The following is a 25,580-nucleotide window of genomic DNA, read 5'->3' as shown; positions in this document are numbered from 1 at the left end:
AGCTAAAGGTACAGTGCGCTTGCGTATGAGAGCGTGCCGAGCCGACTCCAGCACGGCCTTATTTCCCCAAATGTTTTTCTAAGCCTTGCTATTTGCTGCGGTTTGAGGTGCGTTAAACGCACCTTTTTGTATTCCAGCGTGCTAATATTTATGAGCAAACGCTAACCCGGACGCCATTTGGCTTCGGGTATTTGCATGGCAGTCCGAAAAGGAGGGCGCATGAAATATCACTCAGCAAACGACGTCCTCAAGGCTCATTGGGACGGCAAGCTGCCCGTGAACCCGGCGGCTATTGCGCGAGATATGGGGATCACTGTTAAGGCGCAACAGGACTTAGGCTACTGCGGCCTTTATCGTTTTAACGACGGCGCTCCCGAGATCATTTATAGCCCTGAGGCGTATGTCCCGCGTTTGCGATTCACAGTAGCCCATGAACTTGGCCATCATGTAAATGGAGATCTCCACGCACCACGTGACGACAGCTCAACTTTTTCATCGGCTGCCTCTAGTCCGATTGAGGTGGCGGCTAATCAGTTCGCCGCCGCATTGTTGATGCCTGCCGACGTGGTGAGGTACCTCGTTCGGGATAAAGGAATGAGGGATCTAGGTGGGCTGGCGGATAAATTTGGGGTTTCCCCTGCCGCCATGCGGTTCCGTCTGAAAAATCTTGGTCTCATATGATAGAGCGGGGAGAGGATTTAGCTGGCTCTGCGGAGCAGGTACTTGCGGGCGAGGAGACAAAGGACGTAGCTGCGACGCTGGACACTAAGGCTTGGCGCTTCAAATGGGAGAGACGGCTTACCTGGGTGACGCTAGGGGTGGTGGCATTATTTTATGCCGCTCTACTAGGGTTTATTTTCATTGGCCCTTTCAGGCTAACCATAGGGCCTGGTTTTCATTTCTTTGCGGCTCGATCCCTGGGAATGGCTGATATCCCAGTTATCATCGCGTTGTCGACGGTGCCCACCCTGCTACTGATTGCTTTGCTGCGATACTTTCATCATCACGATAACCTTCAATCGGAAGGAACCGAAACCTTTCCCATAAGTGTTCAGGCGATGCGAGAGATTTTCAAAGGCATCGATACTACGCCCAAGCCTTAGTTTCTCTACCGAAGGTCTCACCTTCGACACGCGAGTTTATACACATCTGTCATCGAATATTCCTTGAGATTATTGGCCCGCGGTAACACACCGCGTTCTATGGGGGCCGCCTCGTTTAGGCTCGGAGATTACGGCCGGACCGGTGAATTGGCCATGGCTTCGTGGACGTCTCCAGTCTAGGGGGGTTCGGAGGTGCAACTGACCTTTACTTTGAACCTCCGCCGTCCGGTTTCGCGTGACGTTTGTCTCCGGCAGGGTTCCTTGGGCGTTTTTCTACAAGTTGGCAAGCTAGGGAGCTGTCTCATCTCAGGATCTCGTTTGGCTTGCCCCGCTTAGGATTTCGCATTGTGATTCGGGCCCGGTATGTAAATACTCTGGTCGTCCGATTTTGGTAGGTAGGTTCTCCGACATATCTACAGAGCTAGGGGCGGTAAACATTGCAGTAGGCTTTAATTAGCCCTGAGCAAACGGCCCAATCGTGGCGGCCGACGACTTGGTCGGGCTGCACATCACCTTCAAGGATAATGGCCGATGCCAGCACTGCATTTATTTATCGATACAAACATCTTTCTTAATTTTTACTCCTTTTCAGACGACAAGCTCGAAATCCTTGATGAACTCAAAGAGCTCACGGCGCCGGGCCAAATTGTTCTGCACCTGCCTAAGCAGGTTGAAAATGAGCTTAAACGTAATCGTGAGGCGAAGCTGCAAGTAGCTATGTCTGACTTCAAGAAGGCTCAACTCCCGACCGGCGTGCCACACCATATGCGAGGGTCTGAAGCAGCTAGGCAGTATGATGAAGCCGTAAAAAGTGCTGAGCAGGCTAAGAAGCTATTGATCGCAAATGCTATAGCCCTTGCGTTGAGTGATGAACTGGAGGTTGATCAGAAGCTCTCGAGACTGTTTGAAAAAGCGACTCGTTATGTCGAAGACGATGAGTTATACCAAAAAGCGCTGGTGCGAATGAATAAGGGCAATCCTCCCGGAAAAGCTCAAAGCATTGGTGATCGGTATATCTGGGAGACACTGCTGGCTCAGGTGCCAAACGGCGATTTATTTATCGTCTCGAAGGACGGTGACTACGCTTCCCCTCTAACGATGGACAAAAATACTCGCCCACTTGCGTTTTTAGCTGAGGAGTGGAACGAGCGAAAGCAGGGCGGACATCTGACTATTTTTAGGACTATCAATGAGGTAGTGGCTTACTACAAGAACACTCAAAATCAACCAGATGCCGGGGAGCATGTGGCTACCAGGATTCCGGAGGAGCCCGAAAATCCAGAGGTGGAAGATGACGGTCAGCGGCAAGTCCCTGAGACCCCTGCTCCGGCACTTCAATTCGGTGTGCCGCCGCAGGAGGTTATTGCTGCGGTGCCACGTGAAGAAATAGAAGCCGCCATCCTCCAGTTGGTGGAAAGTGGAAGTTTCGCTACCACTCATTTTGCAGTGGCGAACCTGAATCGATATCGGCAGTCCCTGACGAAACAAGACGCCGAACGTTTATTCCAAGCGGCAATCGATAACAGTCAGATTGGCTGGATCGTCTCTGACGAAGACGTTAACGATTTTTACTTATCTTTGATCACTCAATGGGTAACAGAGATAAACCAAGAGCTGGCGGATAGCATTATCGAACTGTTGGGCTTGTCGCCCGAAACCCCTGTGGAAGAAATTTTCTAGTTTGAAGCTCTCCTCAAGTCGTCTGAAGGGCTACTGACACCTCGGGCCCTCACGCAGGATGTAAAGCCTGAACCCACCGAAGGAGAAAGGTTTTATGTTCTATAAATGTCTGGTTATCGGTATGGTCTGCGTTCTGGCAGGCTGCAAAGGTGATTTTGATGGTAGCTATGCAGGAGATAATGGCATGGGTACCTACGCCGTTATGACTGTGAACGGAAACAGCGCTCGGATCGAATCTATCGGCCGGATGAGACGGGACATCAAGTGGGCGGATGATTTTGACGCAGATGTCCGCGAGGGAAAGTTAGTCCTTTCAAATGGCCCTGTTGTTTTCGTCTACGGTCTAGGCATCGATGAAGAGAGTCTGGATTGCTTGAGCAAAAGCTGTCAGGGATTTGCTGGTCTAGGCGCGGCTGGAATGCCAAGGACATGGAAGCCGTTCACGCGCTCAAAAGGTACAAAATAGGTACACCAGAAAGGTACAGTAGTGGTACAGTGCCCAGTTTTTGCGATCTCGGCAAAACTCATGAAAACCAAGCATAAACAACTAGTTAACTCTATTGTACCCTTGGCAATACTAGCCTAGACTTTACTGGCCTCAGGGTAACATCTAGCGACTTGTAATCAGTAGGTCCCGAGTTCGACTCTTGGTGCCGGCACCAGAAAGAGAAAAGACCCGTTCCGAAAGGAACGGGTCTTTTTTTTGCGGCCTCAGCCGGCCTCAATCTGGCATCACCTATCTCAATCGCCTTTCTCTCCTCGCATTCGCTACATACAGCCATTTCTGCGGCTATGCTCAATGTAACGGCAAGGGGACCGCACCCTTGCCGACATTAAAATAATCCACAAGGTTCTGATATGAACGTCTTGCGCTGGACTAGCTGCTTGCTCCTTCTGGCGGTATCCATTCCGATCCATGCTGCAGATTCGGTTTCTGTATACACAAAAGGTGGAGCCAACCCGGCGGCCATGGCTTGCATTACCTGCCATGGTGCTGAGGGTGAAGGGATGGGTGCCGCGGGCTTTCCCCGGCTGGGTGGCCTGTCTGCCGAGTATATGAAAAAGCAGCTGACTGATTTCGCTTCCGGTGAGCGCGCCAATCCGATCATGCAACCCATTGCTGCGGCTTTGAGCGCTGAAGAAGCTCACGCTGTGTCTACTATGCTTGCCGACAAACCCTGGCCCGCGGTCGAGCGGGTTGGTCGTGCAGCTGCGGCTTTGGGTGTCGGTGAGATACTGGCATTACGCGGTGCATGGGAACGCAATATCCCGGAATGTGTAGCCTGTCACGGACCTGGAGGTGTGGGCGTAGGCGAGGCGTTTCCGCCACTAGCAGGACAATCAACTCAATATATAGCCGCGCAGCTCAATGCATGGCGCCAGGGTGCGCGCAATAACGATCCCAATGACCTGATGGGCCACATCGCTCGCAAACTGACTGATGCCGAGGTGGGAGCCGTAGCGCAGTACTTCGCCGGCTTGGCTGAAAAAGGAGCAGGCCAATGAGAATGCGCATAAAGCCTTTATTGCTGATCGCTCTTGCCCTTTCCGCGTCAGCTGAAGACATTGTGATGGAGGATCAGTCGCAGATTGTCACCGGTGCAGTTGTGGGCGCAGGCGTCCATGATTTCAGACCACCGCTGGAAAGTGCGCTTTCAGACAATGCCTATGGAAAGCTGGTGCAGGAGGGGCGCGCGGTGTTTGTCGACACCAGAAACCGTGCCCCGGAGTTTGTTGGTAACGGTCTCGCCTGCGCCAACTGCCATCTTGAGCAGGGGCGCAAAGCCAATTCCGCACCGCTTTGGGCGGCGTACACCATGTACCCTGCTTACCGGAGCAAAAACGACAGGGTAAACAGCTACGTTGAGCGTATACAGGGTTGCTTCCAATTCAGCATGAACGGCACAGCTCCGCCGGCCGACGGACCGGTTATAGCTGCTCTTTCGGCGTATTCCTACTGGCTTGCTACTGGTGCGCCTACCGGTCAGGAGCTGCCCGGGCGGGGCTACCCGGCTGTGCCTGAGCCATCGGATGGATATGATCTTGTGCAGGGAGAGCAGATCTACGCGTCCCAGTGCGCGGTTTGCCATGGTGATAATGGCCAGGGCCAGAAATCCGGGGATGACTATGTTTTTCCACCTCTCTGGGGCGCGGATTCCTTCAACTGGGGTGCAGGCATGCATCGAATCAATACTGCCGCTGCGTTTATCAAGGAAAGCATGCCTCTGGGTAAGGGTGGATCCTTGTCAGATGCTCAAGCCTGGCATGTGGCGGCCTATATGAACAGCCACGAGCGGCCACAGGATCCCCGGTTGATTGATGGTTCGGTTGAGAAAACCCGCGATAAGTATCACGCCAATGATGGGGAAAACCTTTATGGCAAGACCGTCAATGGTCAGATGCTCGGTAAGGGTATGTAGCACTTGGGGCCTGTGCGTGTGAATTGCTGGCGGCATATTGGTGGACGCGGGGCGGCCCGTCTCGGTTTTTCGCCACTGTGCCTAGGTGCTATGCTTGGTTACGGGCTTGACTGGGATTCTCATTCTGACGGAGGTGCTCCGCATTGGCGTTACGCAACGCAGTACAACTGATCTGTTACCCCAATCGTCTTGGCAATAATCTTCATGACCTGCACACCGCGATCAGTCGTCATCTATCCGACGCCATCGGTGGCATTCATATCCTGCCGTTCTTTCCTTCCAACGCCGATGGCGGATTTTCCCCCCTGACGCACAAGGAAGTGGATCCTGCATTTGGGACCTGGGAGGACATTGAGCGGTTGGCTGACGAGTACGATATCTGTTCGGATCTGACGGTCAATCACATCTCTGACGAGTCCGAGCAGTTCAAGGATTTCCTGCAGAATGGTTTTGACTCGCCCTATGCCGAGCTCTTCGTACACGTCAACCGGTTTGGCGAGATCACTCCCGACGACCTGGCCAAGATTCATATCCGCAAGGAGAAAGAGCCCTTCCGCGAGATAACCTTTGCCGATGGCAGCACTGACCGCGTCTGGTGCACCTTTACCGAACGGCAGATTGATCTCAACTATGAAGCGGACATTACCTATCGGCTGATGGAAGAATACATCCAGTTTCTTACAAGCAAAGGCATCAAGCTTCTGCGTCTGGATGCGTTCGGCTATACCACCAAGCGCATCGGCACCAGTTGCTTTCTGGTCGAGCCGGATGTGTATCGCATTCTGGAGTGGGTCAACGAGACCGCTGCCCGGTACGGCGCGGAATGCCTGCCGGAGGTGCACGACCACACCAGCTTCCAGTACGCGATCAGCCGGCGCAACATGCACCCCTATGCTTTTGCCTTGCCACCGCTGCTGCTCTACACGCTGCTCGACAACAACAGTGTGTATCTGAAGAACTGGTTGCGCATGTGCCCGCGCAACAGCATTACCGTGCTCGACACCCACGATGGCATCTGTATTCCTGATGTCGAGGGTGTACTACCCCATGACAAGATTCGCGAGTTGATCGATAACATCAACGCGCGCAGTGCCGACCCGATCCTGCGGCGCTCTGCTGCCCGGGTAAACAGTGTGGGAGCCATATATCAGCTTACCTGTACCTTTTACGATGCCTTGATGAAGAATGACGACAGCTACATTGCTGCCCGTGCAATTCAGTTTTTCACGCCCGGCATTCCCCAGGTGTATTACGTCGGCCTGCTCGCCGGCTGCAATGACGAGGAGCTGATGAACGCCACCGGCGAGCTGCGTGATATCAATCGGCACTATTACAGCCTGGAGGAAATGGATGAGGCCATCGAACAGCCTGTAGTGCAACGGCTGCTGAAACTCATGCGTTTTCGCTCGAGCTATCCGGCCTTCGATGGACGTTTTGAGCTCAATTACTCCAATGACTCAAGTGTCGCCATGGCCTGGCGACACGGTGAGTATTACTGCCATTTGCTGGTGGATCTGAATTTCAAGACCGCGCGGATCACCTACCTCGATGAGGTGGATTTCAGCGAGAAGTTGTTTACCTGCTGAGCGCTGCTGGAGTGGGCCGGTTGTGCCTGCCAGCAAATTCGGGCGCTTAATCTAGAGGTGATATTCCCCGTTAGCCTCTGGCTGATAGGGAATGTCCAGGACCTTCAATTTGAGTGGCCGGCATTGCGCAGATGACCACTCGATGCGTTGGCCGATCTTGAGACCAAGGATCGCCATGCCCACCGGGGCCAGCACAGATACCGTGTCGGGCCCACCTGCATTGTGTGGATACACCAGCGTCACCAGGAATTCTCGTGCGGTGGTTTCATCCAGCAAACGCACTGTGGAGTTCATCGTAACGATGTCGGGCTTGATGCGCTTGTGGCTGACGACCCGTGCGCGGGCTATTTCAGTCTCCAGCGCTTCCAGGGTATCCATGGGGTATTTCAGCGGGTCCAGGACCTGGTCCAGGCGCTGTAAGTCGAGCTTGCTGATAACGATGCTTGGATTGCTGCTCATGAGCGCGATTCCTTTTGATCTTTTCAAACGATATATGTCCGCTGGCGCGCAATAGCGGCGCGGCGGGCGACAGATACGGTGTTTAATTGCAGTGTGAAACGGCCGGGTACGCGAAAGCGCCCCGGCTTAGACGAGGAAGTCCTGAGGCGTTCGAAATGGAGTGCGCGAATATTCCATTGGCGGCGAAAGGTACTTTGTAAGGTAAGAAATAAAGTAAATAAAAAGTAGGGTAAGCGAGAAAATTACTCGGCAAAAGCTACTGCCACCATAATCAATCTACTGGTAAAAGCAAGGGCCTCACGGTGGGGCGTCAGCCAGGATCTGCAACCGCATCGCCTGCGCCGCCGGCGACAGGGTATGTCCAGCACGGCTCACCAGTCCGTACGCCGAGTGCTGGTTGAAGCTGTTATGCCTTAACGGCAGGATCACCAGTCGACCGGCGCTGACGTCGTCGGCAATGACATCCCAGGGCGCCATGCTCAGCACGTTGCTCTGCGCCACCAGGGCTTTGAGCACCATGAAGTTGTCGCACTGGATACTCACGGGCTGTTCCCGACCGCTCACCGAGCTCAATTCACGCTCGACACTTTCAGGCAATCGGGTAGCGGCCAGGGGGTATTCCAGGAGCTCCTCGATATCCAGATTCCTGCGTTCTGCCAGGGGGTGATCGGGACGGCTGAACATGACGCCCGGGTGCACGCCCAGCGCTTGGATGCTCAGTAACGGATCCTGTGAAAGATCACGAATGTCAGCGACGAACAATTCGAGCTCATCGCGCAGCAACCGCTCACGAAGGCCCTGCCAGTTGTCGATCAGCAGCTTTACCCTGACCCGCGGCCAGTCGCTTGCCATGCGGCCCAGCGCCTGGGGTACCAGCCGCGCTGCGGGGTAAGGCCCGCTGCCTAGCAAGAGTTCACCTGCCTCCAGATTGTCCAGTTGACTCACCGCGTTCTCCAGGGCGCGGCTGCCGGCCAGTAGGCGCTGAGCATGTTCGAGCACTACTTGGCCATGCACAGTGAGACTGATGCCGCGGGTATGGCGATCCAGTAGTCGACAATCCAGGCTGGCTTCCAGGGCCTGAATGCTGCGGCTGAGGGCCGGTTGGCTAAGGTGGGCCGCTTCGGCGGCGCGGGCGAAGTTGCCATGCTCGACCAGCGCGGCGAAGTGGCGTAACTGCTGCAGATTGGTCATGCGGTCTCCGCATCGAATGAGGTCATAAAATGCATTGGAATTATGCATCCGCTTTTGTCAGCCTGCCACTGTCGTCTACCAACAAAAGCCCGCGTCAAAGACGCAAGGAGCATCAGATGAAGCGACGGGAACTACTGAAATGGGCTGGAGCGCTTTCAGCCGGCAGCCTGGCATCATCCATCAGTGCCCGCGCGGCTCTGCCTGGCACGGCTCAAAGTGCGCCACAACCGCCCGGACCGCGAGCGAGCAAGCTGAACATTCTGCTCATTGTGACCGATCAGGAGCGGGCCTTTACGGACCTGCCCAGCGTGGTGCACCTGCCTGGGCATGAGCAATTGCTGGCTTCGGGTGTAAGCCTTGAGAATTTCCACGTCAATACCACGCCCTGCTCACCGTCCCGGTCGGTGATGTTTACCGGCCAGCACACGCAAAAGACCGGGGTGATTGCCAATATCGGTCTGCCCCCCTTCAACGAGCTGGAAAGCAGCATGCCGACCCTGGGCCATATGCTGCGTGACCAGGGATACCACACGGCCTACAAGGGCAAATGGCATCTTTCGCATATCCCTGAATCGAGCGATTTGACCTATGGTCTGGTCAGGCCGACCACTGACGAGTTGATGCCCTATGGCTTCGCTGATTTCAATCTGAATGGCGACCCACATGGTTCACACCTGAGCGGTTTCATCTTTGACAAGGTGACCGCTAGTGACACCGTAGGCTGGTTGCATGATCACAAGGATGACGAGCAGCCCTGGTTCCTGGCGGTCAATTTCGTCAATCCCCACGACATCATGTTCTACAGCTCGGGGGCGGAGCAGAAGAACTCGCGTCTGCGCCAGAATTACCTGGGGCCGATATCTCCGGGCCCCAACACGGGGGTCTATGCCAAGCAATGGGACGTGCCGCTGCCCAAGAGCTTCTACGCCGATGACCTGAGTACCAAGCCCTGGGCTCAGCGTACCGACGTGGCCATCTGTAATCAGGTGTATGGGCATATTGCGCCGGATGATGAACAGGCATGGCAGGGCTTGCAAAGTTACTATCTGAACTGCATCCGCGACGTGGATCAGTCCATTGCCCAGGTGCTTGCGGCATTGAAGGAGAGCGGTCGCGATCAGGACACCATCGTTATCCTTACCGCAGACCATGGCGAGATGGCCGGGGCGCACAAGCTGCGGCAGAAGGGGCCGCATATGTACAAGGAAAATACCCGGGTCAATTTCATTGTGCGCCATCCCGATATTCAGCAGTCTCGCAGTACCCCGGCGCTGGGCTCGGCAGTTGATATCGTACCCACGGTGCTCGAGCTGGCGGGGATAACCCCCCAGATGCAGGCAGAGCGCTACCCGCAACTGGCAGGGGTCAGCCTGGCGCCGAGCCTGGGCGGTGCGGCGTTGCGTTCTCTGCGTGACGAGCGCGGGCACCTGTTCAACTATGGCGTGGTGATGTATCTGGATCCGGAATTCAGTGAGGCGGTGATGACCAACACTGACAAGGTTACACCCTGGGCGATCATCAAGGAGTCATTGCGCCAGGGTCAGCTCGGACCGTCGCGTAACAACCGCGCACTGTTTCGCGGCATTCATGATGGACGCTACAAGTTTGCCCGCTATTTTGCGCCGAGCAATCACCACACGCCCGAGGGCCTTGACGACCTGATGCGCAACAATGATCTGGAGCTTTATGACACCCAGGCCGACCCCGATGAGCTGCATAATCTGGCGGTGGATCCGCCCGCTCAGTGGGGTTTGATCAACGGGCTCAACCAGCGCCTCAACGCGCTGGTCAGCACCGAGGTCGGAGTGGACGACGGCCGCGAGCACCCCGGGCCGACGTTCATGTACAACTAGCGGGGCAGGGACTGATCAGGTCAGATTTTCAGCCCTTGCAGTTGTTCTCTCAGGACATCGGGAATGGGTGCCGGGCGACCACTGGCCTGGTCAATCACCACCATCACGCTGTTAGCCGCTGCCTGCAAACCGTGCTCGCTGGTAGCGCAGCCGGTGAAGACGAAAGAGCTGTTGCCAATGCGGTTGATGCCGGCGCGCAGGTCAACCGGTTTCCAGCCAGCCTGGAAGTGCAGGTAGCTGACGTCCATTGATGCGATCAGTATGCCCAACCCGCCCAGATCCAGATGGCGGATGGCGCCGAAGCGCGCCTGTTCCATGTAGCGAGCCAGAGCGGCTTCGCTGCGTTGGCTGTCAGCGTCGAGATCCGCATAGCGGGGCGTCAGTTGCTGGATGACCGGGAAGCTTGTTACCAGGCCGACTCGCTCTACATAATCCGGGGTCGGCAGGAGCTGCGCATCATTACTTACGATGGCTTCCAGCCGCTCACGGGTTGCTGCTGGCAGGTCAACCCGTTTGCCGTTCTCGTAGGCACCCATGAGCGCCTGCTGGGTGCCTACATGTTCACCGTTCTGAAACAGATCGCTGCGCACCCTGTAATCGTCATTGGTACAGGTTTGCACCTGCACCTGCGCTTTTACCTCGCTGCCATACCAGGTGACCTGACGAAAGTCGGTAATGCTGCGCAGCGGCCGCAGGCGAACCTCGTCGGAAAACCAGGCATCAGGACCAAACAGGTCCAGGTGGGCCTGCAATCTTGCTTCCTGATGCAACTGATAGATGCGCGAGTTGTTTACGTGGCGCCAGGTATCCAGGTCGGTAAAGCGCGGTGTCAGGCTGCAGTGAAAGGTGTTTTTATTTTCGTTCATGTCGACGTGGTAATCCTGTGCGTGGTTCTTGTTCAGCCTTCAAGCATCGGCATTTGCCCGGTGGATCGCAAGTCGCGGCGGCCATGATAGGCAGCGCAAATGGCCGATCATCTTGGTGATGCGATGCGGCGAGGCTGACAGCCTTGGCGCTATGGCCTACAGTTCCCGTTGATTCTCCATCACTGGTTAAGGACACATGTATGAAAAAAGCAGGGATAGCCGTCGCGGTCGTGGTTGCACTTGGCGTGGCCGGCACGGCGGGCGCGTGGTACACCGGCACGCAAATGGAAGAGGTGCTGCGTGACGCGGTGGCGCGCAGTAACGCGCAGATTGAAGAGGCAATGCCCGGTGCCTCGGTGACCATGGAGATGACCCGATTCGAGCGCGGGCTGTTTTCCAGTGCCGCCCGGTATGAAATCACTTACCCGGGTGAAGAGGAGGAAGGGTTGGTTACCCTCGCGGTTATCGACCGGCTGGAGCATGGTCCGTTTCCTGCCTCGCGCCTTGCCCGGTTGAAACTGACGCCGGTTATGGCGACCAGCAATGCGACACTGGAACGCAGCGACAGACTGGAACCGCTGTTTGCCGCCAGCGGCGACCAGACGCCCGTGCAAATAAGCAGCACCCTGGGTTATGGCAACAGTGTTGACGGCAGTTTCAGTGTGGCACCGCTGGTGTTCCAGAACGAGAAAGTGACGGCCGAGCTGGCGCCGGTAACGCTCGACTTTGCCACCGACGTCGAGGGTAATGCAGTGTTGTTGGAAGGGCAGTGGGACGGCATGCGCATGACCTCGCAGCCGGATCTTGAGGCGTCATTCACTCTGGATCTGGAGGGGGTCACCCTTTTCACCGATCAGCAGCGTGGCTCTGCCGGCATTTACCTGGGTGAAGGGCGTCTTGCGGTAGAGACCTTGCGGCTGGTGAGTGAGAACGACGGAACCATGTTGCTGGAAGGGCTGACGCAGAACGCTGTGCTTGGTGAAGACGCCGGTAATCTTGCAGGCGGCATTGATTTCGGGTTGGCGAAGGTCAGTTACGACGGTCAGGAGCTGGGGTCGGCGGAAATGAAATGGAGTTTTTCACAGTTCGACCAGGACGCCACAGCCGAGATCAATCAGTTGTACAACGAGCTGAACATGAGTATTTACCGCGGTGAAGAGCCTCCAGAGCAATCCGAGCGCTGGAGAGAGGCACTTACTGCTCTGTTGGCTGCGCAGCCAAAACTGGCACTGGATCTGCTGGTGATCCGCACGCCCAATGGTGAGAGCAGGGCGCGAGCAGAGGTGCACCTGGCCAATCCGGAGTCCTTCGATCTTGCGCTGCCCGAGATGCTCCCACAATTGTTTTCCAGGGTCGACTCACATGTGCAGATATCCCTGCCCATGCTGCGGGACATGATCACGTACAAGACTCTGTTCGATCCGGGTGCGGATGCCGAGGCGGTTGCCGTGGAGGCCGAGGTGGTAGTCGAGATGTTGGCGGGTATGGCTGAAAGTACCAATCTGGCCCGCAAGGAAGACGATAATCTGGTGACCAACCTGATCTACGCTGACGGCGAAATCGAACTCAATGGTGAGACCATCCCGCCACAGGCGCTGGTAGGTATGTTGGCGCTGTTCAGTCCAGCCAACCCAGAAGCAGCAGGAGAATAATGATCCAGGCGCTGACCGCCACAGCGCCGCCGCTCCAGAGATGATTCCAGCGCCGCTCAATGTCGCGCCAGCGGTGGCGCTGGATGTCAGGGTGAGCTTGTGGCACCGGGGGGCGCTGGAGCATGCGCTTTAGCCGCAGCGAGCAGGCCCGTGCCGGATTCGGCAGAGTCTGCAGTCGTGCGGGTAGCTGCCAGCCGCTTACGTGTACCGCCCAGGCCGTGACCGTTGCGCCAAGAAGCGGCCACATGGCTGCCCACAGGGGCTTGAGAGGCAGGCTGGCGAGCAGGGCGTTGCGCAGCTCGGGCCATATCCATGGCAGCAGGGCCGGCATTGAGCAGAGTAAAACCCAGGGCACCCATTGGCCAGCAGGAGGCGAGGCAGCTGGTGCTTCGGGCTGATTGCGCCACATCAACCAGATGGCCCGCAGCACCAGTAGCGCGGTGGCAGCAGAGCCCAGGGTCAGCAAAACAGACCAGTGACTTACGTCGCTTGCATACACCGTATCCTTGAGCAGGATCTTGACCGCTGCACCGCTAGTAAATGGCAGGCCTGCCAATGCCAGCGCTGGCAAGGTCATCAATAGCCAGTGGATAGCACCCAGGCGGTAGTGCGCTGCCAGGCCTGCACCCATGAACAGCGCGCCCTTGGCGAGGCCGTGATGCACGCCGTACAGAGCCAGCAGGACGGCAGCCGCGGGGCGCGCATCAGGATGTAGCCAGGCCAGTGCCACAATCACCAGCAGATAGCCGATCTGGCTGACCGAAGAGTAGGCAAGGGCGCTTTTCGCCTTGATCTGTATCAGACCCAGAGCCACACCGTAAAAGGCGCTGATCGTGCCTATGGCAAGCAAGGGCATTGCCCAGCTCTGCAGGAGCGGGTCCTGCTCCGGCAGAAATCGCCACATTCCCAAAATGCCTGCCTTGATCATTGCGCCGGACAGCACCGCACTGGCCGCCGCCGGAGCCGCAGGGTGAGCCAGGGGCAGCCATACATGCAATGGCCAGAATCCCGCCTTCAGGCCAAAACCCATGATCACCAACGCCGCGGTCAGCGTACCGACCGGCACGCTTTGCCAGGTTGCCAGATCAAGCGCGCCACCAGATTCGTGAATGCGCAGCAGCATGCCGGCAAAGATCAGCATCTCACCGAGGACTGCCAGCTGCAGATACAGGCGCCCTGCCTGCCGGGGCTTTGGTCCGCGCTCGTGCACGATCAGCCCGTAGGCAGCCAGGCTCATCAGGCTGAAACCCACGTAGAAACTGCCCGCGTCCTGAGCTATTACCAGCAGCAGATTTCCGGTCAGGGATAACAACCAGCAAGACCAGAACCGAAACTGGTGTTGATCGTCCACCAGGTCGGTGCATGCATAACGGCTGGCGCAGCCCCAGAGCAGGGCGCTGAATGCCAGCCAGGCGCGCGATAGCAGGTCCTCTGCGGCCCAGGCGGCACCGGGCCATAATATGCCGGGCTCCAACGCTGGCGCCGGCCACAGGCTCAGCAGCAGGGCTGGCAGACAGCTCAACCATAACCAGGGGGCCAGGCGTTCAGGCCAGCGCCACAAAAGCGCCCCCGCAAGTAGCGGTGCCAGGGGGATGAGGAGCCAGAGAAGCGCACTCATGGATCGAACTGCCTGTCGATAATCAGTTGGCTCCAGGCCAGCGGGCTGAGTTCGGTGTTGGCAAAAATGCCTACCAGGAGCGAGAGAACGGTGGTGAAGATCACGGGGGCTAGCAGCATCCAGTGGGTTTCGCCGAGCCCCGGTTTGCCATTACCCAGGTTGCGTTCTTCAGGCCACTGCGCCGGGGGCGCAGAAAACCAGCCGCGATAAATCAGCGGCATGAAGTACGCTGCGTTCAGCAGGCCGGAGGCCACCAGCACCAGCAACACCCAATCCTGCCCGACATCCAGCGCACCGATGCCAAGGTACCATTTGGTAATAAACCCGGCCGTCGGCGGCACACCAATCATGCCAAGGGCCCCCAGGGTGAAGGCAGTCATGGTCACGGGCATGCGTTTACCCACGCCATCCATTTCCCGGATACGGTGGATACCCAGGGTCTCGGCGAAATTACCCGCGCAATAGAACAGGGTGACCTTCATCAGTCCCTGGTGCACCAGATGCGCCAGCGCGGCCACGGCGGCCAAAGGCCCCAGCAGTGCGACGCCGAGTGTAATGTAGGACACCTGGCTGATTGTAGAGTAGGCCAGTCGTTTTTTCAGTTCCTGCTGCTGCAGCGCTTTCAGCGACCCGTAGAGAATAGTGGCGGCCGCCAGAGCCAGCAGTGGGGTCGCCAGCCCCAGCGCCTGCATCTGTTCCACACCATATACGTCAAACACTACCCGGATAATGCCAAAGGCCCCTGCCTTGACCACAGCTACCGCATGCAGAAGCGCGCTGACTGGTGCTGGCGCGACCATGGCCTGGGGCAGCCATCCATGCAGGGGAATCAGCGCGGCCTTGACCCCCAGGCCGGCGATCATCAGGGCGAAGGCCAGAATCAGGCTGGGGCGATGGGCGTCAAGCATGGGCCCCAGATAGCCTCCGGGTTGGAACTCGGGGCTGCCGATCAGGCTGTGCAGCAGTGCCACACCCATCAGCAGCAGGGCGCCGCCGCCCATTGTGTAGGCAAGATACACCCGCCCTGCATGCAGGGCCTTTTTGCTGCCGCGATGTACTACCAGAGGAAAGGTCGCCAAGGTCAGCAGTTCGTAAAAAAGCAGGAAGGTGACCATGTTGCCAGCCAGCGCCACCCCCATGGTGGCGCTGACACACAGGCTGAAATAACCGAAAAATCGGGAGCGCAGTGGGGAGTTTTCCAGGTAACCGATCGCATAAACGGTGGTCGCCAGCCAGAGCACGGCGGACAAAGTGATGAACTGCAGGGAGGTGGCGTCAGCCTGCAGAACGAGGCCGCCGCCGGGCAGAAAGTCGATGGCAAAACGAAAACTCAGACCCCTGTCCACGCCCCAGAGCATGACGCCAACCAGACATAGCTTGAGAGTGGCGGCCAACAGGTTCAGGCTGATGCGCAATCTGACCTGATCTTCACGCAGGGTGAAAATAATCAGCCCGGGCAGCAGCGAGCTGAGCACCAGTGCGAGCGGCAGGAAGGTAGTCCAGGCGCCGGTCACAGGCCTGCCTCCCCGAACCAGCGGATGACGGGTTCGCTCATCAGGGCCATGGCCCAGACCACCAGCGCTGGCAGCATTGCCAACCATTGGGCGGATGTATCCGGATCATAGTCCGGGCGGTTGGGGTCGGCGCGGTCGAAGGCGATGGCCACCACCCGAAACACATAGGCGGCACTTGCCAGGGTGCCGAGCAACACCCCGAGTGCCCAGGGCCAGTGCGAGGGCTGGGAGAACAGTGGTTGCAGAAGCACCCACTTGGCCACAAATCCGCCGCTGGGGGGCAGCCCGACCAGGCTGCCGCCGGCCACCGCAAAGGCGAACATGGCAATCGGCATGGTCTGGCTGGCCCCTTTGAGTGCGCTTACCTTGCGGCTACCCAGGGTCGCCTGCATCTCGCCGGCGGCAAGGAACATGGATACCTTGGCCAGGCCGTGGGCAATGACGAACAGCCAGAGCGCGGTGGACAGGGTCGGGTCCTGCCAGTGCAGCAGCAGGCCCAGCGCCAGCAGGGCATAGCCCAGCTGGGCAACGGTGGAATAGGCTACCAGCACCTTGATCCAGGGTGTACGCAGTGCCGCCCAGCCTCCGCTGATCAGTGCTGCTATGCCAGCGACGGCAAAGAAAACACCTGCCTGGCGGGCCAGTTCGACCGGAGCGAGGTTGTCCCAGAGCATCCAGAGGATGAACAGGGGCCCCTTGACCACCAGTGCCGAAAGCAGCGCGCTGACCGCGGTGGGCGCGGACGCATGGGCGGCCGGTAACCATTGGTGCAGAGGCCAGAGCGCGGCCTTGAGCATCAGGCCCAGGGTGAGTAGCAGCAGCGCCAGTCGCGTTACCCGATCATCGGTCACCATGTCTGCCAACAGGCGAATATCCAGCACGCCGTATTGACCATAGATCAGGGCGACGCCGAGCAGATAACAGAGGGATGCAGCGAGCGACAGCAGTAGATAGCGCAATGCGGGTGCATGTGCCTTGGGCCCGGAGAGGATGACCATTGCCACCGCAACCAGGCCGAGCAGTTCGAGTGTGACGTACCAGTTGAACAGATCCCGTGACAGCCAGAGCGCCGCGAGACTGGTATGCAGCAGGCAGGACAGCGGCCAGAAGTCGGTGTCGCGTGTCTGGCTGTGGCGGCTGCGCTCGGCATAGACCGCGACCAGCAGATGCACCAGCGCGGTGAAGACGAGCAGGGACGCGGTCAGCGGTCCAAGCTCGAAGCGTATGCCCAGGGGCGCGTCCCAGCCGCCGAGATTCAGTTGCTGTGTGCCGGTCGATACCACGGTGCTCAGGGCCATGACAGCCAGCCCCAGGCTCAGGGCATTGGCGGCGATCACCAGGCCGCCGGCACGCAGCCGCAACAGCAACAGCAGTAACGCGGTGAAGAGTGGAACCAGCAGGCTGAGTAATGCCGCGCTCATCTGCGCTCCTGGTCTGCGGGCTGCTTGGTGTCAGCGTTGTCACCCGCGTCAGCGGTCGCTAGCCGAAGGGCAAAGGCGGTAGCGCTCGCGGCTACCACTAGGCCGGTCACCACGAGCGCCTGGAGCACCGGGTCTATATCTGCGCCGCGACTGGCCAGTGCTACCATGACCATGAATACACCGCTACCCATTACATTGACAGCCATGATGCGGCGAAGTGCGCTACGTTGCAGCATCAGGGCATGCAGGCCGAGGACCCAAAGGGCAATACCGCCGAGAAGATAGAGAGATACATGGGTCATGGCGAGGGTTGCTCATTTTCGCCGATCACCAGAACGGTCAGGCTGACTGCAATTGACAGGGTGGCGGCGATCTCGATCAGCACGATAAGCGGCTTGCTCCAGTTCAGCGGATAATCCAGCCAGCCCGCGCCAAACCAGTGGGTACCAACGGCGACCAGCGCAAATACGGCTATGCCACCCAGGATCAGAGAGCGGGTTAGCCCGCTGTCCCAGCGGATATTGGGCAACAGGCCAGCCAGGTTGAGCATCACCGCTCCCGCCGCCAGCACGGCGCCGGCCTGAAATGCGCCGCCGGGCGCCACGCTGCCCCGCCACAGCAAATAGCCGCCGATCATGATTGTGAGTGGCGCGAGCAGCCGGCTCCAGGCGCGCAGTATCGGCCAGGCGGTGGGTAACTGCATGGTCGTTCGGCCGAGTTGGCGCACCCCGAGCAGCGCCAGCAGCAATACCACCAGCTCCAGCAACGTATCCCAGCCGCGGAAGTTGAGCAGCACCGCAGTGACCGGGTGGCTGACGCCACTCGCTGCAAGTTGGATCTCGACCATGTCCGGAAGTGCCGCAGTGTTCTGTGCCAAGGGCCATACCGCGCGGGTCAGCATGGCAACCAGCAAACCGCCCAGACCCAAGCTGACGATTATCGCCGCCCGGCCTGAGCGCGGGCCGGGTTCTGCATCGCTGCGCGCCAGGGCGGCAAGCAGCATGACACCGATCAGACCGGCACCGATTGCCGCTTCAGCCAGTGCCAGGTCGACTGCTCCGAGCCGGGCCCAGGTAAGCGCCAGAAGCAAACCGAACACGATAAACAGCACGATTGCGTTATAGAGGCTGCGCACATGCAGGGCCCCACCGGCGAGCATGAGTAGCAGCAGTATGAGTATGCCATCGAAGATCAGCTCAGCGGGCATCGTTTGCCTGCCTATGCTCGGTCGTCGCCTTGCTGCTCTCTGCTTCGCGCTGGTAACGGGCCAGCAGCTGACACGCAGTTGCACCGGAAGCCATGACCAGCAGCCAGACCATGATCATCAAGCCGACGCTCTGCCAGCTGTCGCTGCGCAGGGAAAGGCCGGCAACCAGCAAACCCAGACCCAGGGTGTCGGCCTTGGTGACGGCGTGCAGGCGACTATACACATCGGGAAAACGCAGCAGGCCCAGTGTCCCGGCCAGAAAAAAGAACACGCCACCAAGCAGGAATGGCCAGCTCAGCCAACTCATCCATACTGTCAGCTCAGGCATGGGGCCTCCGGCGCATCAGCTGGACCAGCGCGGCGCTGACCACGGCGGCAAGTACGGCCAGCACCAGGGCTGCCTCGATCAGTGCAGGCTGACCCTGTGCGTGGGCCAGGACCAGTAGAATTGCCGCACCAGTAGTGCCGAACAGCTGCACGGTGAGCAGTCGGTCCGCCCGGGTCGGTCCGCGCACCAGTCGCCAGAGTCCGGCGGCTATACTCAGAAGCAGCAGGGTTGCGAGCAGCATCATATTGGCGTGTCTCCAAGCAGTTGTGCGAGCAGGGATTCCAGCCGGGTTACCGTGCTCTGCCAGTCTTGCTGTTGATCCAGCGCGTGTATATGCAGCGTCTGTTCCTCATGGTGAGAGGCGAGGGTGCCCGGTAGCAGGCCAACCAAGGCAGACAGAAGGAGTTTGGCTCGTGGATCTGTGGCTTTGAGCTCGAAAGTCTGCCAGGCGGGCGCGATCGGTAGTCTGGGGTGCAGTGCGCGTCGGGCTACATCCCAGCCACCGGCAAAGAGCTCAAGCAGAAAGAAGCCGATAAAGGCGGGCAGGACCTGCAGGCGCAATTTGCCAGTGTGTAGCCGCAGGCGGTACCCGACAAATGCCCCGATCAGCGCCAGTGGCACACCGAACGCCCAGCCCTGCCCCTGGCTTAAAAGCGCCCACAGGGCCAGCCAGGTGCAGAAACCCAGAAAGGGGCCGAGCCATCTTTCATCAGAGGGCGGCTGGCTATCGGTACCAACACGGGCGCCGGCTTGTTGCTGTGTTCTGCTGGAAGGGATCGCCACTGGCTCTTCGCTGGTTGGGATAAGGCTCCATCTTAGAAGATGCGACTCCACGGCTCAAAAGTCTTGCCCGAACCGTCGGAATGCTAGAGGTTGTCATCTTTGCTTACCGGGCTCTGATTGCGGGTGACGCTGGCTCGGCTCAGTATCGGAACTCCATATCTTGAATAGGTTCCGTGCCTTGTCATCTGCCAGACCGCCTTCCGTCTCCGCCGCCCGACGTTTTTTGCGCCTGGCCGGCACTGCCACCCGTATTGCCGGTGGCGTATTCGGTCAGCGCGTGTTGCGCGGGCGTTCGGGAATTGACTGGCAACCGGTTGGCGAGTTACTTGCCGCCGTGCTGGGGGACATGAAAGGCCCGGTGCTCAAGCTCGGTCAGATGGCTTCTCAATGGCATGACGTGTTGCCGGAGCCGATTTCCCGTGCGCTTGGAGCATTGCAGAACAGGGTTCCGGCTCTGCCCTACGATCGCCTTCAAGCTCACTTGCGCAAGGTTTATCAGGGCGAACTCACAGACTATTTCGAGTTTATCGACGAGCAGCCTTTTGCGGCGGCGTCACTCGGGCAGGTCCATCGCGCCCGCGGGCTGAATGGTGAAGCCCTGGTGCTGAAAATCCAGTACCCGGGGATCGCGGAGATTTGTGCGGCTGATCTCAGGCAGGTGCGGCGGCTGTTGCCTTTGGGGCGACTTTTTCGCGCCCCTGCTGCGCAGCTTGAGGGCATTTACCGGGAGTTGGAGCAGACCATTCACGCGGAGCTGGATTACGCCGCAGAAATGCAGCGGCTCAAGCGCTTTGGTGATTTTTTTGCCGACTGGGATGCTGTTCTGTTGCCGCGCCCGATCGAGCATCTCTGCCGGCCCGGTGTGCTGGTGCTGACCGAAGTGCCCGGTTTGCCCTTCGCCGAGGTCGCTCAGGCGCCATTGGAGGTCCGACAACGGCTGGCGCATACGCTGCCGGCCTGGCTGGCAGCGCAGGCTTTCGACCTGGGCGAGTTGCACGCAGATCCGCACCCCGGCAACTTTGCTTATACACCTGCCGGTGAGTTGGTGGTCTATGATTTTGGCTGCGTGCAGGCGGTTGACCCAGCGGTGCTGGCCGCTTACGTCTGTACCTTCAAGGCCTTGCAGTCAGGCAATGCTGAGCAGCTGGAAAGAGGCTTTCAGGCGCTGGGGACGCGTCAGCCGCAATCTGCACCGCCCTGGGCATTGTATCGCAACCTGACGCAGCTGCTCGGTCCCCTGCTGCAGCCGGGCGTGCTATGGGATTTTGCTGACCAGCCGGTACACCAGGAAATTCAGCGATTGATACCCGATGCACTGGCGTCCCTGAGCAGTCTGCAGCCCGCACCGGGCACGCTGTTGGTCAATCGAACATTGGAAGGGCATTACTGGAATCTGACGCGTTTGGGTTTGCGCGTGCCGGTGGCCGATCTGCTTGGGCAGCAAATCGAGCAACACCGGTGAGTTGGGCGATTAAAGAACGCGTTCAGAGCTGAAAGAAACGCACCTTTTCCTTCAACTGCACTGCCAGGGTCGACAGCTCCCGGCTGGATGAGGCGACTTGATCAGATCCGGCGGAGGTCTCAACCGTCGCATCGTGGATCCGGTTGATGTTCTGGTTCACTTCTTCGGCAACCGCGCTCTGCTCTTCCGAGGCGCTGGCGATCTGCGCATTCATGTCGTTGATAGCGCTGACCTCGTGGCTGATCTTGCCCAGGGCGCCTTCGGCCTGGCGGATCTGATCTACGGTCTTCTGCGCCAGTTCCCGGCTGGTTTCCATCACGCCTACCGCGTTGCTGGCTCCTTCCTGGAGTGTGCCGATCATGCCGCGAATCTCGCGAGTTGAATCCTGTGTACGGGTGGCCAGCGAGCGGACTTCGTCGGCGACCACGGCAAAACCGCGACCGTGTTCACCGGCCCGGGCCGCTTCGATCGCAGCGTTCAGGGCGAGCAGATTGGTCTGTTCCGCAATGGCGTTGATCACTTCGGTAATCTTTTCGATGTTGGCGCTGTCGCGGGAGACTTTCTTTACGGTCTCGGTAGCATCTTCCAGTGTTGTGGCCAGGTCTTGAATGGCGCTGGCCGTGGTGCCGACAATCCGGTTGCCGGTGACCACTTCCGCGTCGGCATTGCGGGTGGCATTGGCGGCATTGGCCGCATAACCGGCAACCTCGTTGACTGTGGCCGCCATCTGGTGAATGGCAGTCGCCATTTGCTCTGACTCGCGCGATTGCAGACGGATCTGCCGGTTATTGCTGTCGGAGGTACCAAGCAACTGCTCCGCAGCTTCGTTCAGATCTACCGAAGCCGAGCGTACCTGCTCGATAACGTCCGAGAGGTGTTTTACGGTGTCCCGGGCAGCACCCATAACGCTATCAGGATAGGTCGTTGTGATGCGCTGATTGAGCTGACCATTGGCCAGGCGCTGCATGACTTCAGCCACCTCATGGGGCTCTGCGCCCAGGGTCGAACGGATCTGTTTGATAATGAGCATCGATACGCTGACGCTGAGCAGCACGGCGACCCCTGCAAGGACCAGTATCAGGAACTGGAAACCGCCAGCCACTTCACGAACGGTGCCAATTTCGGCAGCAATTATGTCCTCCTGGTAGTCGATAAAGGCATTGATACGACGCAGCCATTCACTGTAAGCCGGCGAGACTTCTTCAAGCAACATGCTGCGCGTCGCGAGGGTATCACTGGCGCGCCTCTGCGCAACTAGTTCGGCAGTCAGGGGCAAGGTCTGGCTTTCGATCTGCTTGATGGCCGTTAGCAGGCGTTGCTCTTCGGCGTTCGGGTTGCCCTGGGCAAACAGGCGATCCATGGCGACAGCCGACTCCTGGTAAAACCCGTTTAGCTGCTCGATCTGCTGCAAAAAACCATTGAACGACTGAGCATCCGGCGCGAGCACCGCATCGCGTATTGCAATGGCACGGTCATGCACGCTGCCCCGGAAGTTGATCGCATAACGTTGCTTGACGGTGTCAGTGTCGCTGACCTGAGTCAGGGTGGAATCGATAACGCTGACGCGGTTGATACCGACCAACGCGATAATAATCATCAGGGATAAAACAACGCCGAATCCCATTCCGAGACGTTGCGCAATAGTGAGCTGGCGGAACATGGATTGTGTCCTTGGTTGTGTACAGGAATGCCGTAAATTCGAGACAATCTTATACACATTTTATCCGACGTACAAGAAAGTGCTGGCATTTTGATATTCTCTGTCACACAGGAGCACTGTAATACGGGGCTCATCCGGTTTGAGCAATTCGAGGCGGGAGGGTGCGATTGACTTGTACAAGAACCGGCGTGCTTGGCATGGAGGCAGGTTGATTGGTCTGCAGCGCAGTGCCTGCCACAGACCGTGTCTGTTCAGACCCTAGGGCGCTTGTTCAGGAATACGCCGACCCTTTCCAGCGCGAGGTCGGCCACCTTGAGAATGCCGGTGTTGGCCTGAAAAACATGCCAGCACTCGGGATAGCGCTCCAGTTGCACATTCACGCCCGCAATGCGGGCCTTTTCGGCCAGTCTTAAGCTGTCGTTGAGCAGCAATTCGTCCTCACCGACCTGGATCAGCAAAGGTGGCAAGCGAGTCAGATCGTCGTTGATCGGCGATAACCCCGGATTGCGCCGGTCCATCCCGGGTGGACAAAAGAGATCGGCGGCCTGTTCGATCCAGCTTGCATTCAGCAGTGGATCACCTGACTCGGGGGCATGCAGTTGCTCGCCGGTAAAGTCGACCACGGGTGAAAAGCAGACCAGCGCGCCCGGCATATGTTGGCCCTGGCGATCCAGCTCCAGGGCGGTGATGAGTGCCAGGTGTCCTCCTGCAGAATCACCGGCCAGCACGATGTCGGCGGGTTCGTAGCCTCTGCGTAGCAGGGCCTGGTAGGCGGCTACCGCGTCGTCCCGCGCGGCGGGGAAGGGATGCTCCGGTGCTAGTCGATAGTCAAGTACACACAGATCCCGCTCGCCAGTGCGGGCCAGGGCGGCAGCCAGCCCCCTGTGAGTTGCCGGCGAGCCGATCAGGTAGGCGCCACCATGCAGATAGAGAATAATCTTGTCAGAACCCGCCGGGAGACGGTGCCATTCGCAGGGTCTGCCGGCAATCAGTTCGCGGCTGCGCTGCACTCCACCACTGACCGGCATGGCGGCCGTCAGGATGCGAATGACCGCCCGCTGGATCGCGATAGGTACACCTGGGCGTATCAGGCCGCGGAATAACAGCCGCATTACTCCGCGGATAATCGAGCTGAGTATTGGCTGGCCCGGATTGGGGTGAGTGTAATCAGCGTGCACATTCATAATCGTTGAGCTCCGGGGTCCGTGTCAGGCGGCGATAGTTGAAGGTGTAGCCCGGCCAGTTGTTGGTCTGCTTGCCTTCTGCAGTCTGGTACCAGCTATTACAGCCGCGACTCCAGATGGTGGTGCTGATATCGTCCTGGATCAGGGTGTTGAAGGCAGTCTGTACCTCGGGTTTCACGTCAATGAAGCGCAGCCCTCGCCGTGCCAGGGTCTGCAGGCAACTGATAACATAGTTGAACTGACTTTCCAGCATGTAGATGATCGAGCTGTGCCCCAGGTTGGTATTGGGGCCATAAAGCATGAACAGGTTGGGAAAGCCGCTGACGCTGATGCCCTTGTAGGCTTCGGCCCCTGCCTGCCAAGCCTCGTTCAGGTCGTGGCCGCCGCGGCCCTGTATCGTCATCGGCGCCAGAAAGTCGGTGGCGGCAAATCCGGTGCCGAAGATCAGCACGTCGGCTCTGTGTTCCTGGCCATCATCGGTTTGTATCCCGTCCGGGGTGATGGCATCAATGCCGGTGGTGATCAGCTCGACGTTGTCACGATCGACGGCCGGAAAGAAATCATTGCTGATCAGCATGCGCTTGCAGCCCATGGGGTAGTCAGGCACCAGTTGGGCGCGTTTTTGCGGATTGCTTACGCCCTTTTCCAGATGCTTGCGAAAGCTGCCTTCCATCATTTTCATCAGCGACGGAAAACTGATAAATGCCAGAGCGCGCATTTCGTGGGTCAGGTAGTGGCCGCTGCGACTGAGCTTTTGCAGAGTTGGAAAGCGCCGCAGCAATGCCTGCTCACGCTTGCCGTAGCGTCTGTCCGACTTGGCTATTACGTAGGGTGCGCTGCGCTGGAACAGCATGAGCTTGCTGACCTTGGGTGCTATCTGCGGGACGAACTGGATTGCCGAGGCGCCGGTGCCGATCACCGCCACCTGTTTATCCTGCAGATCAATGTCATGGCGCCAGCGGGCGGAGTGAAAGGCCTCGCCGTTGAAGCTGTCGAGTCCGGGAATCGAGGGGTAGATCGGACGATTGAGCTGGCCGCAGGCGGTTATCAGCGCGCGCGCCTGGTACTCACGTCCATCGGTCGTGGTGACATGCCATAGCCCGGTGTCTTCATCAAATCGGGCCTGGCTGACTTCGGTATCGAACTTGATCCGTGGGTAAAGGTGATACTTGCGTGCACAGTGGCGGATGTAATCGTGGATCTCGGCCTGCGGCGAATAGCGGCTCGACCATTCGGCGCGGGGCTCGAAGGAGAATGAGTACAGGTGCGAGGGAACGTCGCAGGCAGCCCCCGGGTAGCTGTTGTCGCGCCAGGTGCCGCCAACATCTCCCGCTTTCTCCAGAATCAGAAAATCACTGATTCCTACCTTGTCCAGACGTATTGCCAGACCTGTTCCGCCAAACCCGGCGCCGATGATCAAGGCGCTGAGTGGCGCTTCCTGTTGTTTGTTGTTGTGCATTGTTAACAGCTCCTCCAGTGCCGGGGACCGGCCTGCTCTATCCTATCCCGTTGGCAGTGAACAGGGTGAAGGCTGAATGGCCAGCGATAGCGGGATTTCAGTCAGGTCCGGGCGCTAACGCCGGGCAATATATT

23 protein-coding genes are annotated in these 25,580 nt (G+C 58.5%); 9 read left to right on the top strand and 14 right to left on the bottom strand.

Annotated elements, in window-relative coordinates; all coding sequences use genetic code 11:
* The first annotated feature begins 219 nt into the window (after positions 1-219).
* The 6 genes from FZF01_RS00635 (at position 220) to gtfA (ending at position 6,789) form a co-directional block, all read left to right on the top strand.
* Entirely contained in the window at positions 220-681 is a 462-nt protein-coding gene (locus FZF01_RS00635; RefSeq protein WP_188434324.1) for an ImmA/IrrE family metallo-endopeptidase, read from the top strand.
* 953 nt (positions 682-1,634) lie between these two features.
* Positions 1,635-2,783: a PIN domain-containing protein gene (locus FZF01_RS00630; protein WP_223825340.1), complete on the top strand. Its 1,149-nt coding sequence runs from the start codon at positions 1,635-1,637 to the stop codon at positions 2,781-2,783.
* Between the two features lie 94 nt (positions 2,784-2,877).
* Complete coding sequence (locus FZF01_RS00625; RefSeq protein WP_150276172.1) at positions 2,878-3,249, top strand: hypothetical protein; 372 nt, start codon at positions 2,878-2,880, stop codon at positions 3,247-3,249.
* Between the two features lie 392 nt (positions 3,250-3,641).
* Entirely contained in the window at positions 3,642-4,289 is a 648-nt protein-coding gene (locus FZF01_RS00620; RefSeq protein ID WP_150276171.1) for a c-type cytochrome, read from the top strand.
* Positions 4,286-5,203, top strand: coding sequence for a c-type cytochrome (locus tag FZF01_RS00615; protein WP_150276170.1), 918 nt, complete (start codon positions 4,286-4,288; stop codon positions 5,201-5,203). Before FZF01_RS00620 ends, FZF01_RS00615 begins: the two co-directional genes overlap by 4 nt.
* Positions 5,204-5,346: 143 nt before the next feature.
* Positions 5,347-6,789, top strand: a complete 1,443-nt coding sequence (gene gtfA, locus FZF01_RS00610; RefSeq protein WP_150276169.1) for a sucrose phosphorylase — start codon at positions 5,347-5,349, stop codon at positions 6,787-6,789.
* Between the two features lie 51 nt (positions 6,790-6,840).
* Here gtfA and rnk read toward each other — a convergent pair whose 3' ends face one another.
* Together rnk and FZF01_RS00600 are read right to left on the bottom strand one after the other, a co-directional pair.
* Positions 6,841-7,248, bottom strand: a complete 408-nt coding sequence (gene rnk, locus FZF01_RS00605) for a nucleoside diphosphate kinase regulator (RefSeq protein WP_150276168.1) — start codon at positions 7,246-7,248, stop codon at positions 6,841-6,843.
* Positions 7,249-7,545: 297 nt separating this feature from the next.
* Positions 7,546-8,439 (bottom strand): LysR family transcriptional regulator, encoded by an 894-nt coding sequence (locus FZF01_RS00600; RefSeq protein ID WP_150276167.1) that lies wholly within the window; start codon positions 8,437-8,439, stop codon positions 7,546-7,548.
* Between the two features lie 116 nt (positions 8,440-8,555).
* Between FZF01_RS00600 and FZF01_RS00595 the strand changes: the two genes are divergently transcribed.
* Positions 8,556-10,292, top strand: a complete 1,737-nt coding sequence (locus FZF01_RS00595; RefSeq protein ID WP_150276166.1) for a sulfatase-like hydrolase/transferase — start codon at positions 8,556-8,558, stop codon at positions 10,290-10,292.
* A 20-nt stretch (positions 10,293-10,312) separates the two neighbouring features.
* Here FZF01_RS00595 and FZF01_RS00590 read toward each other — a convergent pair whose 3' ends face one another.
* Entirely contained in the window at positions 10,313-11,158 is an 846-nt protein-coding gene (locus tag FZF01_RS00590) for an acyl-CoA thioesterase (protein WP_150276165.1), read from the bottom strand.
* A 200-nt stretch (positions 11,159-11,358) separates the two neighbouring features.
* Here FZF01_RS00590 and FZF01_RS00585 point away from each other — a divergent pair, with 200 nt between their 5' ends.
* Positions 11,359-12,810 carry a YdgA family protein gene (locus tag FZF01_RS00585; RefSeq protein ID WP_150276164.1) on the top strand — a complete coding sequence of 484 codons (1,452 nt, stop codon included), beginning with the start codon at positions 11,359-11,361 and terminating at the stop codon, positions 12,808-12,810.
* Here FZF01_RS00585 and FZF01_RS00580 read toward each other — a convergent pair.
* From FZF01_RS00580 to FZF01_RS00545, 8 genes are read right to left on the bottom strand one after another with little or no spacing between them, the layout of a single operon-like run.
* Positions 12,776-14,428, bottom strand: a complete 1,653-nt coding sequence (locus FZF01_RS00580; RefSeq protein ID WP_150276163.1) for a complex I subunit 5 family protein — start codon at positions 14,426-14,428, stop codon at positions 12,776-12,778. The genes FZF01_RS00585 and FZF01_RS00580 overlap by 35 nt on opposite strands.
* Positions 14,425-16,029, bottom strand: a complete 1,605-nt coding sequence (locus FZF01_RS00575) for a proton-conducting transporter transmembrane domain-containing protein (protein WP_150276162.1) — start codon at positions 16,027-16,029, stop codon at positions 14,425-14,427. The genes FZF01_RS00580 and FZF01_RS00575 overlap by 4 nt, the downstream gene beginning before the upstream one ends.
* Complete coding sequence (locus tag FZF01_RS00570; RefSeq protein WP_150276161.1) at positions 15,939-17,363, bottom strand: complex I subunit 5 family protein; 1,425 nt, start codon at positions 17,361-17,363, stop codon at positions 15,939-15,941. The genes FZF01_RS00575 and FZF01_RS00570 overlap by 91 nt, the downstream gene beginning before the upstream one ends.
* Positions 17,360-17,665 carry an NADH-quinone oxidoreductase subunit K gene (locus FZF01_RS00565; RefSeq protein ID WP_150276160.1) on the bottom strand — a complete coding sequence of 102 codons (306 nt, stop codon included), beginning with the start codon at positions 17,663-17,665 and terminating at the stop codon, positions 17,360-17,362. Before FZF01_RS00565 ends, FZF01_RS00570 begins: the two co-directional genes overlap by 4 nt.
* Positions 17,662-18,570, bottom strand: coding sequence for an MnhB domain-containing protein (locus FZF01_RS00560; RefSeq protein WP_150276159.1), 909 nt, complete (start codon positions 18,568-18,570; stop codon positions 17,662-17,664). Before FZF01_RS00560 ends, FZF01_RS00565 begins: the two co-directional genes overlap by 4 nt.
* Positions 18,560-18,889 (bottom strand): cation:proton antiporter, encoded by a 330-nt coding sequence (locus FZF01_RS00555; protein WP_373286425.1) that lies wholly within the window; start codon positions 18,887-18,889, stop codon positions 18,560-18,562. The genes FZF01_RS00560 and FZF01_RS00555 overlap by 11 nt, the downstream gene beginning before the upstream one ends.
* A gap of 1 nt (position 18,890) precedes the next feature.
* Positions 18,891-19,142 carry a monovalent cation/H+ antiporter complex subunit F gene (locus FZF01_RS00550; RefSeq protein WP_150276157.1) on the bottom strand — a complete coding sequence of 84 codons (252 nt, stop codon included), beginning with the start codon at positions 19,140-19,142 and terminating at the stop codon, positions 18,891-18,893.
* Positions 19,139-19,681 (bottom strand): Na+/H+ antiporter subunit E, encoded by a 543-nt coding sequence (locus tag FZF01_RS00545; RefSeq protein WP_223825339.1) that lies wholly within the window; start codon positions 19,679-19,681, stop codon positions 19,139-19,141. Before FZF01_RS00545 ends, FZF01_RS00550 begins: the two co-directional genes overlap by 4 nt.
* Positions 19,682-19,841: 160 nt before the next feature.
* Between FZF01_RS00545 and FZF01_RS00540 the strand changes: the two genes are divergently transcribed.
* Positions 19,842-21,143, top strand: coding sequence for an ABC1 kinase family protein (locus FZF01_RS00540; protein ID WP_223825338.1), 1,302 nt, complete (start codon positions 19,842-19,844; stop codon positions 21,141-21,143).
* 22 nt (positions 21,144-21,165) lie between these two features.
* Here FZF01_RS00540 and FZF01_RS00535 read toward each other — a convergent pair whose 3' ends face one another.
* The 3 genes from FZF01_RS00535 to FZF01_RS00525 form a co-directional block, all read right to left on the bottom strand.
* Positions 21,166-22,803 carry a methyl-accepting chemotaxis protein gene (locus FZF01_RS00535; protein ID WP_150276156.1) on the bottom strand — a complete coding sequence of 546 codons (1,638 nt, stop codon included), beginning with the start codon at positions 22,801-22,803 and terminating at the stop codon, positions 21,166-21,168.
* 251 nt (positions 22,804-23,054) lie between these two features.
* The gene (locus FZF01_RS00530; RefSeq protein WP_150276155.1) at positions 23,055-23,987 is read right to left on the bottom strand and encodes an alpha/beta hydrolase; all 933 of its coding nucleotides are present in this window, start codon (positions 23,985-23,987) and stop codon (positions 23,055-23,057) included.
* Entirely contained in the window at positions 23,971-25,446 is a 1,476-nt protein-coding gene (locus FZF01_RS00525) for a flavin-containing monooxygenase (protein ID WP_150276154.1), read from the bottom strand. Before FZF01_RS00525 ends, FZF01_RS00530 begins: the two co-directional genes overlap by 17 nt.
* Positions 25,447-25,580: the final 134 nt, after the last annotated feature.

It is taken from the genome of Halopseudomonas salina (assembly GCF_008641105.1).
Note: the sequence above shows the minus strand (reverse complement) of the source record. Positions and strands in the feature narration are given on the sequence as shown.